Origin of the sequence: Streptomyces mangrovisoli (assembly GCF_000974985.2) — a bacterium.
In the GTDB taxonomy this organism is placed as follows: Bacteria; Actinomycetota; Actinomycetes; order Streptomycetales; family Streptomycetaceae; genus Streptomyces; species Streptomyces mangrovisoli.
This window is the reverse complement of sequence record NZ_LAVA02000181.1, coordinates 1-8,893: the sequence shown is the minus strand read 5'-3', so window position 1 is coordinate 8,893 and position 8,893 is coordinate 1. Positions and strand designations below refer to the sequence as shown.

Here is an 8,893-nt window from a genome sequence, read left to right as displayed (position 1 = left end):
CCCCCGTGCAGACCCCCCACCCGCGCGTCCCCCCACCGGCAACCCCCACCGAGGAGACTCATGTTCGAGCTCCACCGCGCAAGACCCGTCGCCGCCGTCATGGCGGCGACCGCCGCCGCGGCGGCCACCGCACTGCTCGGCGCCCCCACCGCCGAAGCCGTCCCGCAGCCCGTCGTCGGCGGCACGACGACGACCACGACGGCGTACCCGTTCATGATGCAGATCACCGATTCGTCCGGTAACCAGTTCTGCGGCGGCACCCTCGTCGCGGCCAAGAAGGTCGTCACGGCCGCGCACTGCATGGCCGGCGAGACGGCGAGCCGCATCCGGGTGGTCGGCGGCCGCACCTATCTCAACGGCACCGACGGCACGGTGAGCAAGGTCAGCAAGATCTGGGTCGACCCCGACTACACCGACGCCACCAACGGCGACGACGTGGCCGTGCTGACCCTGTCGACGTCGATGCCGTACACCCCGGCGTCGTACGTCTCCTCCTCCCAGACGGGCGTGTACGCGGCCGGCACCACGGCCCGCATCCTCGGCTGGGGCACCACCAGCGAGAACGGCAGCTCCTCCAACCAGCTGCGGACGGCGACCGTACCGGTCGTCTCCGACACGAGCTGCCGCAGCGCCTACGGCTCCGACTACGTCGCGAGCGACATGGTTTGCGCCGGATACACATCCGGCGGCGTTGACACCTGCCAGGGCGACAGCGGCGGTCCCCTGCTTGTCGGGGGCGTCCTGGCAGGGATCACTTCCTGGGGAGAGGGCTGTGCCGAGGCGGGCTACCCGGGTGTCTACACCCGGCTGGCCACGTTCTCGGACCTGGTGACCGCGCAGGTCCAGTCGTGACCGCGCGCGTCCAGCCCTGACCCGGAAAGTCTCCTGAGCATCCCTCAGGTGAATACCAGGGGGGCGTTGCGAGCTTCCACGAGCAGCCCGCAGCGCCCCCCTATCCATGCCCTCCGGGCAGCCGTTCGGCGGCCCACCCGTATGCCCTCGCCCGCAGGCGCGGCGGTGGGGTGGGGACCCGTCCCGGGGCCGTCAGCCGGTGCGGACCGTCCCGAACCGGATGTCGTACGACGTCCCCGGGTGCATCACGGCGAGCATCCGCTCCCCCTCCTCGGCCACCTCGGCCCGCGCACCGCCGGTCAGGGTCCCGAACGGCTCGATGACGAGGGCGTCCCCGGTCAGCTTCCACAGGCCCGCGAGGAACCCGTCGACGAGCAGGGCGGGGTGGATCATGCTCCCCTGCCAGCTGCGGCCCCAGTGCTCCGGCGGTACGACCCGGGTGCGGTCGGCGTGGGAGAGCAGCAGGTTGTCGAACTCGGGCAGGAAGCGGGGCGGGGCCGGGACGGCGGCGTCCGGGCGGGGCGCGTCGGGCAGGTCGAACAGCTCGGTGCCGTTCTCGTCCCGGAAGGTGGCGAGGCCGGGGCGCAGCCGCTCGAAGACCTCGCGCAGCCGGGTCAGCCCGGCCCAGGTCTGCATGTCCTTCACCGAGGCCGGCCCGAAGGCGGCGAGATAGCGCAGGACCACGTCGTCCATCGGCGGGGCGGGCTCGGCGGGGCGGCCCAGCCATCGCTCGGCGGTGGTCAGGGCGACCTGGCCGCTGTGGCCCCACAGCCCGCGCGGGGTGACCTGGACCAGCGGGAGCGTGCAGCGGGCGGCGATGCCCAGGGCCTGCGGGTCGGCGTCCGGCCACTCGGCGAGCAACGCCTCGCGCAGCTGGGGCATGGTGCGCGGCGCGGCCTCGACCAGCTCGCGGGCGATCGCGGCGAGCCGGTCGAGGTCGACGCCCACGAGCCCCTTGCGGAAGATCGACAGCTCGCGCTGCCGGGCGGGCTGCACCAGGGGCCGCAGGGTGAGGCAGTCGTCGGCGGTGTGGGTGTGCAGGGTGGAGCGCAGGGTGACCATGCGGGCCACCGCGCGGTCGGCCATCAGCCGGGACAGATGCTCCGGGGCGAATCCGTCGAGCCGGGCGGCGAGAGCGTAGTACGGCGGCTTCACGTTCTGCGCCTGGAGCCCGAGGAGATGGGTGACGGCCTGCGGAACCGTCCGCGACGAGCGGCGCAGCAGCATCTGCCGCTCCAGGGTGGCGCGGTTGAGGGCGCGGGTCCCGAGGACGGGGGCGGAGGCCTTTCCGGGGGCGGAGGCCTTTCCGGGGGCGGGCTTGCTCGGCCCGGCGGGCTTCCCCGAGGCGGCGGGCTCGCTCGGAGCCGCGGACTTCCCCGAGGCGGCGGGCTTGCTCGGAGCGGCGGACTTCCTCGGGGTGCCGGGCTGCTGCGTCGTCATGGCACGCACGCTAGTCCGGCGCACCGACATTCCCGGTCCGCGTCTCGCACCGAATCCCGCGTCCGGCCCGGCCCGGGATTCCGTTTTGGCCGTATATCCTGCGGGTGATCACGCAGACGGAGGCTCGACCGAGAGGCGGCCGCGATGTCCGAGCGACGAGCCCGACCCGTTTCGAAGCACGGCAAGAAGTCCGTCTGGCGCCGTGGAGCGCAGCCGCCCGCTCCCCCGCACCCGGCGCCGCACCCCGGCCCGGCCGGTCCCGCCGCGGCGGAGCCCGTCGAGCTGCACAGCGTCGTCAACTCGGCCCTCTACCGGGACGGCATCCGCGTCTCGACCCCCACCGGCCTCGCCGAGACCTACCGCGAACTGCGCGAGCAGCCCTCCGGCATGGCGTGGATCGGGCTCGCCCGCCCCACCGAGAGCGAACTGCTCTCCCTGGCCGCGGAGTTCGACCTGCACCCGCTGGCGGTCGAGGACGCGATGGAGGCCCACCAGCGGCCCAAGCTGGAGCGGTACGGCGACACGCTGTTCGTCGTGCTGCGCGCCGCCCGCTATCTCGACGCCGTGGAGGAGGTCGACTTCGGCGAGCTGCACGTGTTCGTGGGCCCGGACTTCGTGATCACCGTCCGGCACGGCGCCGCCCCCGGCCTGTCCGGGGTGCGCAGCCGCATGGAGGCCACCCCGGACCTGCTGAAGCTGGGCCCGGAGGCGGTGCTCTACGCCATCCTCGACGCGGTGGTCGACGGGTACGCGCCGGTCGTCGCCGGTGTGCAGAACGACGTCGACGAGATCGAGACCGAGGTGTTCCGCGGCGACCCCGACGTCTCCCGGCGCATCTACGAACTCTCCCGCGAGATGGTCGAGTTCCAGCGCGCCACCCGCCCCCTGGTCGGCATGTTGCACGGCCTGATCGCCGGGTTCTCCAAGTACGGCACCGACGACGAGCTCCAGCGCTATCTGCGGGACGTCGCCGACCACGTCACCCACATCAGCGAGCGCGTGGACGGCTTCCGCCAGGCCCTGAGCGACATCCTCACGGTGAACGCCACGCTGGTGAGCCAGCAGCAGAACACGGAGATGCGGGCCCTGGCGGAAGCCGGGTTCGAGCAGAACGAGGAGGTCAAGAAGATCTCCAGCTGGGCGGCGATCCTCTTCGCGCCCACTCTCGTCGGCACGATCTACGGGATGAACTTCCAGCACATGCCGGAGCTGAGCTGGCGGTTCGGCTATCCCTTCGCGATCGGGCTGATGGCGATCGTCTGCGTCACGCTGTATCTGGTCTTCAAGAAGCGCGACTGGCTCTGAGCCGGACCGGCCCGCGGTCGGGCGGCCCGGCTCGGAGCCCGGTCGGTGCCGCGGCTCCGGGTCGGAGCGACGTCGTCACGGTCGGGGCGACGTCGTCACGGTCGGGGCGACGTCGTCACGGTCAGAGCGACGTCATCACGGTCAGAGCGACGTCATCACGTGCTTGATCCGGGTGTAGTCCTCGAAGCCGTACGCGGAGAGGTCCTTGCCGTAGCCGGACTTCTTGTACCCGCCGTGCGGCATCTCGGCGACCAGCGCCATGTGGGTGTTGATCCACACACAGCCGAAGTCGAGCCGCTTCGACATGCGCATCGCCCGCGCGTGGTCCTTGGTCCACACCGAGGACGCGAGGGCGTACTCGACGCCGTTGGCGTACGCGACGGCCTGGTCCTCGTCCGTGAAGGACTGGACCGTGATGACCGGGCCGAACACCTCGTTCTGGACGATCTCGTCGTCCTGCCGCAGGCCGGAGACGACGGTCGGGGCCCAGAAGTAGCCCTTGTCGCCGACCCGGTGGCCGCCCGCCTCGACGGTGGCGTGGGCGGGGAGGCGCTCGATGAACCCGGAGACCTGCGCGAGCTGGTTGGCGTTGTTGAGGGGGCCGTAGAGCACGTCCTCGTCGTCCGGCTGCCCGGTCTTCGTCCCGGCGGCGGCCTTGGCCAGCGCGGAGACGAACTCGTCGTGGACGGACTCGTGGACCAGCACGCGGGTCGCGGCGGTGCAGTCCTGGCCGGCGTTGAAGAAGCCCGCCACCGCGATGTCCTCGACGGCCTTGGCGATGGCCGCGCTGTCGAGGTCCTCGAAGACCACGACGGGCGCCTTGCCGCCCAGCTCCAGGTGGACCCGCTTCAGGTCCTTGGAGGCCGACTCCGCGACCGCCATGCCCGCCCGCACGGAACCGGTGATGGACGCCATCGCCGGGGTGGGGTGCTCGACCATCAGCCGGCCGGTGTCGCGGTCGCCGCAGACCACGTTGAAGATCCCGCGGGGCAGGTCGAGCTCCGCGAGGACACCGCCGATGATCTCGGCCAGCAGCACCGTGGAGGCCGGGGTGGTGTCCGAGGGCTTGAGGACCACCGCGTTGCCCGCGGCGATCGCCGGGGCGAACTTCCACACCGCCATCAGCAGGGGGTAGTTCCAGGGCGCGACCTGCGCGCACACGCCGACCGGCTCACGGCGGATGATCGAGGTCATCCCCTCCATGTACTCGCCCGCCGAGCGGCCCTCCAGCATCCGCGCCGCGCCCGCGAAGAAGCGGACCTGGTCGACGGCGGGGGCGAGCTCCTCGTCACGGGTGAGGTGCAGCGGCTTGCCGGTGTCGCGGCTCTCCGCGGCGACCAGCTCGCCGGCCCGTGCCTCCATCGCGTCGGCGATCTTCAGCAGGACCTTCTGGCGCACCGCCGGGGTGGTGTCGCGCCAGACGGGGAACGCGGCGGCCGCGGCCGCCATCGCCGCGTCGACGTCGGCCGGCCCGGAGAGCGGGGAGGTGGCGTAGACGTCACCGGTGGTGGGGTCCACCACATCGAGCGTGCGGCCGTCGGCCGCGTCCGCGAAGGCGCCGTCGATGTAGTTGCGGAACGTCGTGCTCATGGAAGGTCTCTCCTGGTCAGGCGGCGGGGCAGGCGGACAGGTGCTCGTGGACGGCCGTCCAGCCGCCGTCGCCGGTGCGGGCGAAGACGATGGTCTCCCGCTCGTGGACCGTCTCCTCGCCCGCGTGGGTGGCGACCGTGGTCTCCACGTCGTGGGTGAAGACCGCGGTGTCGCCGAGGTCCTGGATCAGCCGCGCGGACGACGCGCAGCGGACGACGCGGAAGCCGTCCTCGTCGACCCAGCGCTGCCACAGCGCGCGGTACTCGGCCGTGGACGCGATCCGCTGCGGGGTGGTGTGGAAGACGAAGGTCGCGTCGGGGGCGAAGGCGCCGAAGTAGTCGTCGAGGCGGCCCTCGGCGAAGGCGGCCACGAGCGCGGCCGCGGCGGCCTCGACCTCCTGGACGACGGTGGAGGCGGGGGTGGGGGTGCTCATGCACGGCTCCTTGCCACGGGTGACGGGGGTACGGGGGTACGGGGTGACGGCGCGCGTCGGGTTCACGGGGGATGCCCGACGGCCCGGGCCTGCCTGCGGCGGGCCCGGGCCGTGGGGCGGGGGCGTGTCCCCGGGGTCAGTGCGCCACGGCCGGCTCGGGGGCGGTCTCCTCCGGGCCCCCGGTGATCGGCGGCACCGGGGCGTCCGACGACCGGACCAAGCGCGGACCGGCCGGGCCGTACACCTCGCGCGGCTCCGGGAAGACGGCGAGCAGCGCCAGGTAGAGCACGACGGCGAGGCCGAGGCCGACCGGCAGCGAGATGTCCGCGCCGTTCGCGAGGTTGCCCAGCGGGCCGACGAACTGGCCGGGCAGGTTGGTGAAGAGCAGGGCCACGACGGCGGAGACGAGCCAGGTGCCCATGCCGCGCCAGTTCCAGCCGTGCGCGAACCAGTAGCGGCCACCGCGCTGGCGGCGGTTGAAGACCTGGAGCGCGTCCGAGTCGTACCAGCCGCGCCGGGTGACGTAGCCGAGCGCCATGACGATCATCCACGGCGCCGTGCAGGTGATGATCAGCGTGGCGAAGGTGGAGATCGACTGCGTGAGGTTCAGCGCGAACCGGCCGAGGAAGATGAACCCGATGGACAGGGCGCCGATAAAGAAGGTGGCCTGGACGCGGGTGAAGCGCGGGAAGACGCTGGAGAAGTCGAGACCGGTGCCGTACAGCGCCGTCGTGCCGGTGGACAGGCCGCCGATCAGGGCGATCAGGCAGAGCGGCAGGAAGTACCAGCCGGGCGAGATCGCGAGCAGTCCGCCGACGTAGTTGGGGGCCGCCGGGTCGACGTACTTCGACGCCTTCGCCGCGATGATCGAGGCGGTGCCCAGGCCGAAGAGGAACGGCAGCAGGGTGGCGATCTGGGCGAGGAACGCGGCGCCCATCACCCGGCTGCGCGGGGCGCCGGCCGGGATGTAGCGGGACCAGTCGCCGAGAAACGCGCCGAAGGAGACCGGGTTCGACAGCACGATCAGCGCGGCGCCGATGAAGGACGGCCAGAACAGCGGGTCGTGCGTGGAGGCGAAGGTGCCCCCGTACCCGGCGTCGAAGTCACCCGCGAAGGCGAAGGCGCCGAGCACGAACAGGGCCGAGGCCGCCAGCACCGCGATCTTGTTGACCAGCAGCATGAAGCGGAAGCCGTAGATGCACACGGCGAGGACGAGCACGGCGAAGATGCCGTACGCGATGCCGTACGACACGTTCGACTCGGGCACGTGGGCGAGCCGGTGCGCGCCGCCGACCAGGGCGTCGCCGGAGGACCACACCGAGATCGAGAAGAACGCGATGGCGGTGAGCAGCGAGAGGAACGAGCCGACGACCCGGCCGTGCACCCCGAGGTGCGCGGAGGAGGAGACGGCGTTGTTCGTGCCGTTCGCGGGGCCGAACAGGGCCATCGGGGCGAGCAGCAGCGCGCCCGCGACCAGGCCGAGGAGGGTCGCCGCGACCCCCTGCCAGAACGAGAGGCCGAAGAGGATCGGGAAGGCGCCGAGGACACAGGTCGCGAACGTGTTGGCGCCGCCGAAGGCGAGCCGGAACAGGTCGATCGGCCGGGCCGTGCGGTCCTCGTCCGGGATCCGCTCGACACCGTAGGTCTCGATTTCGGTGATCGAGTTCGTCACGGAGAATTCACCTTCCTTTCGTTCAGAGGGGGGCTCTCTCAGTGTCCGGTCCACGGCTGACCAGCCACAATTGTGTCCATCACAGAGCTGTAGGCTTTTTTGTGTGGCCGGCAACAAACTCACCGTCGGGGACCTGCTCTCCTTCCCCGCACTCCAGCTATCCGTGAAGGCGGGCGGCGCAGGGCTCGGCCGCTCCGTGTCCTGGGCGCACGCCAGCGAGCTCACCGATCCCACGCCCTGGCTGCTGGGCGCCGAGCTGATCATGACCGCGGGCCTGGCCGTGCCCCGGTCGGCGGCCGGGCAGCGCGCCTATCTGGAGCGGCTGGACGACGCCGGGGTGTCCGCCCTCGCGCTCTCCGCGCAGCTGCACACGCCCCCGCTGCACGACGCCTTCTTCGAGGCGGCGGAGAAGCGGGGCTTCCCGGTCCTGGAGGTGCCGCTGGCCGTCCCCTTCATGGCCGTCGCGCAGGAGATCGCGGCCTCGGTGCAGGAGGACGCCCGGCACCGGCTGGGCGCCCAGCTCCAGGTCTTCGGCGCGCTGCGCTGGCTGGTCGCCGAGGACCTCGACACACCGACCCTGCTGCGCCGTCTGGAGGACCTCTCGGGGTACGACGTCCTCCTGTGCACCCCGCAGGGCCGCCCGCTGCTGCCCGGCGTCCCCACGCCCGATCCCGCCGTGCTGCCCGACTCCGTCGACGCCCCGCCGACGATCCCCGGCGGATTCGTCCTGCCGGTGCCCGCGCCCGGCGGCCCGGCGGGTTTCCTCGTCGCGTACGAGCGCCAGGGCGCCCAGCCCGCGGGGCTCGCCGTCGCCCAGCACATCGCCACCGTGGCGGCGCTGCGGCTGGCGACGGTGCGCAACGAGCGCGAGACGCTGCGCCGCGAGGGCGCGGAGACGCTCGCCGAGCTCCTCCAGGAGGTGCTCGACCCGGAGGCGGCCCGGCGCCGGCTGGCCCGGCACGCGATCGAGGGGGACACCGTGCTCCTCGTGGTGCGCCGGACCACCGACGAGGCGCTCCTGCACTGTCTGGAGGAGCAGCCCCATCTGCTGCTCACCCGCGGCGAGGACCGCTATGTGCTGGGCGCGCCGGAGCTGGCGGAGGCCGTCGGCGGCCTGCCGGGCGTGGCGGCGGGGATGAGCCGCCCGTTCCTGCCGGGCGCCGCGCTGAGGGTCGCCCAGCGGGAGGCGCTCTGGGCGGTCTCCAAGGCCGTCGAGTCGGGCCGCCCGGTCGTCCGCTACGGCGACGACGCGACGGGCCGGTGGCTGCCCGACGACCCGGCCGTACTCACCGCCCTGGTCGAGCACGTGCTCGGTGACGTGCTGCGCTACGACGCCTCGCACGACTCGCACCTGCTGGTGTCCACCCGCACCTGGCTGGAGCGCGACCGCCGCACGGAGACGGCCGCGGCGGCGCTGCACATCCATCCGAACACGCTCGCCTACCGGCTGCGCCGCTTCGGCACGCTCGCCCGGCGCGACCTGACGTCGACGGGCGCACTGGCCGAGGTCTGGCTGGCGATCCAGGCGGCGGGGGCGCTGGGCCTCACGGACTGACGGCTGCCGGGAGGCGGGGGTCAGGAGGCGATGTTGGGGTCGGGGG

Annotated in this window: 7 protein-coding genes; 3 read left to right on the top strand and 4 right to left on the bottom strand. The window is 72.6% G+C overall.

Annotated features, from left to right (window positions below; translation table 11 throughout):
* The first annotated feature begins 60 nt into the window (after window positions 1-60).
* Window positions 61-852, top strand: a complete 792-nt coding sequence (locus WN71_RS39240) for a S1 family peptidase (protein ID WP_046591128.1) — start codon at window positions 61-63, stop codon at window positions 850-852.
* A 192-nt stretch (window positions 853-1,044) separates the two neighbouring features.
* On the opposite strand, the gene WN71_RS39235 is transcribed toward WN71_RS39240, so the two are convergent.
* A complete protein-coding gene (locus tag WN71_RS39235; RefSeq protein ID WP_079178449.1) occupies window positions 1,045-2,292 on the bottom strand; it encodes a winged helix DNA-binding domain-containing protein in 1,248 nt (415 codons plus the stop codon).
* Window positions 2,293-2,436: 144 nt separating this feature from the next.
* Here WN71_RS39235 and WN71_RS39230 point away from each other — a divergent pair, with 144 nt between their 5' ends.
* Complete coding sequence (locus WN71_RS39230; protein ID WP_052743162.1) at window positions 2,437-3,597, top strand: magnesium and cobalt transport protein CorA; 1,161 nt, start codon at window positions 2,437-2,439, stop codon at window positions 3,595-3,597.
* Between the two features lie 141 nt (window positions 3,598-3,738).
* On the opposite strand, the gene WN71_RS39225 is transcribed toward WN71_RS39230, so the two are convergent.
* From WN71_RS39225 to WN71_RS39215, 3 genes are all read right to left on the bottom strand, one after another.
* Window positions 3,739-5,187 carry a gamma-aminobutyraldehyde dehydrogenase gene (locus tag WN71_RS39225; RefSeq protein WP_046591130.1) on the bottom strand — a complete coding sequence of 483 codons (1,449 nt, stop codon included), beginning with the start codon at window positions 5,185-5,187 and terminating at the stop codon, window positions 3,739-3,741.
* Between the two features lie 16 nt (window positions 5,188-5,203).
* Window positions 5,204-5,620: a nuclear transport factor 2 family protein gene (locus WN71_RS39220; protein ID WP_046591131.1), complete on the bottom strand. Its 417-nt coding sequence runs from the start codon at window positions 5,618-5,620 to the stop codon at window positions 5,204-5,206.
* Between the two features lie 136 nt (window positions 5,621-5,756).
* A complete protein-coding gene (locus WN71_RS39215) occupies window positions 5,757-7,292 on the bottom strand; it encodes a purine-cytosine permease family protein (protein WP_046591132.1) in 1,536 nt (511 codons plus the stop codon).
* 103 nt (window positions 7,293-7,395) lie between these two features.
* On the opposite strand from WN71_RS39215, the gene WN71_RS39210 reads away from it, so the two are divergent.
* Window positions 7,396-8,847 carry a PucR family transcriptional regulator gene (locus tag WN71_RS39210; RefSeq protein WP_046591133.1) on the top strand — a complete coding sequence of 484 codons (1,452 nt, stop codon included), beginning with the start codon at window positions 7,396-7,398 and terminating at the stop codon, window positions 8,845-8,847.
* Window positions 8,848-8,893: the final 46 nt, after the last annotated feature.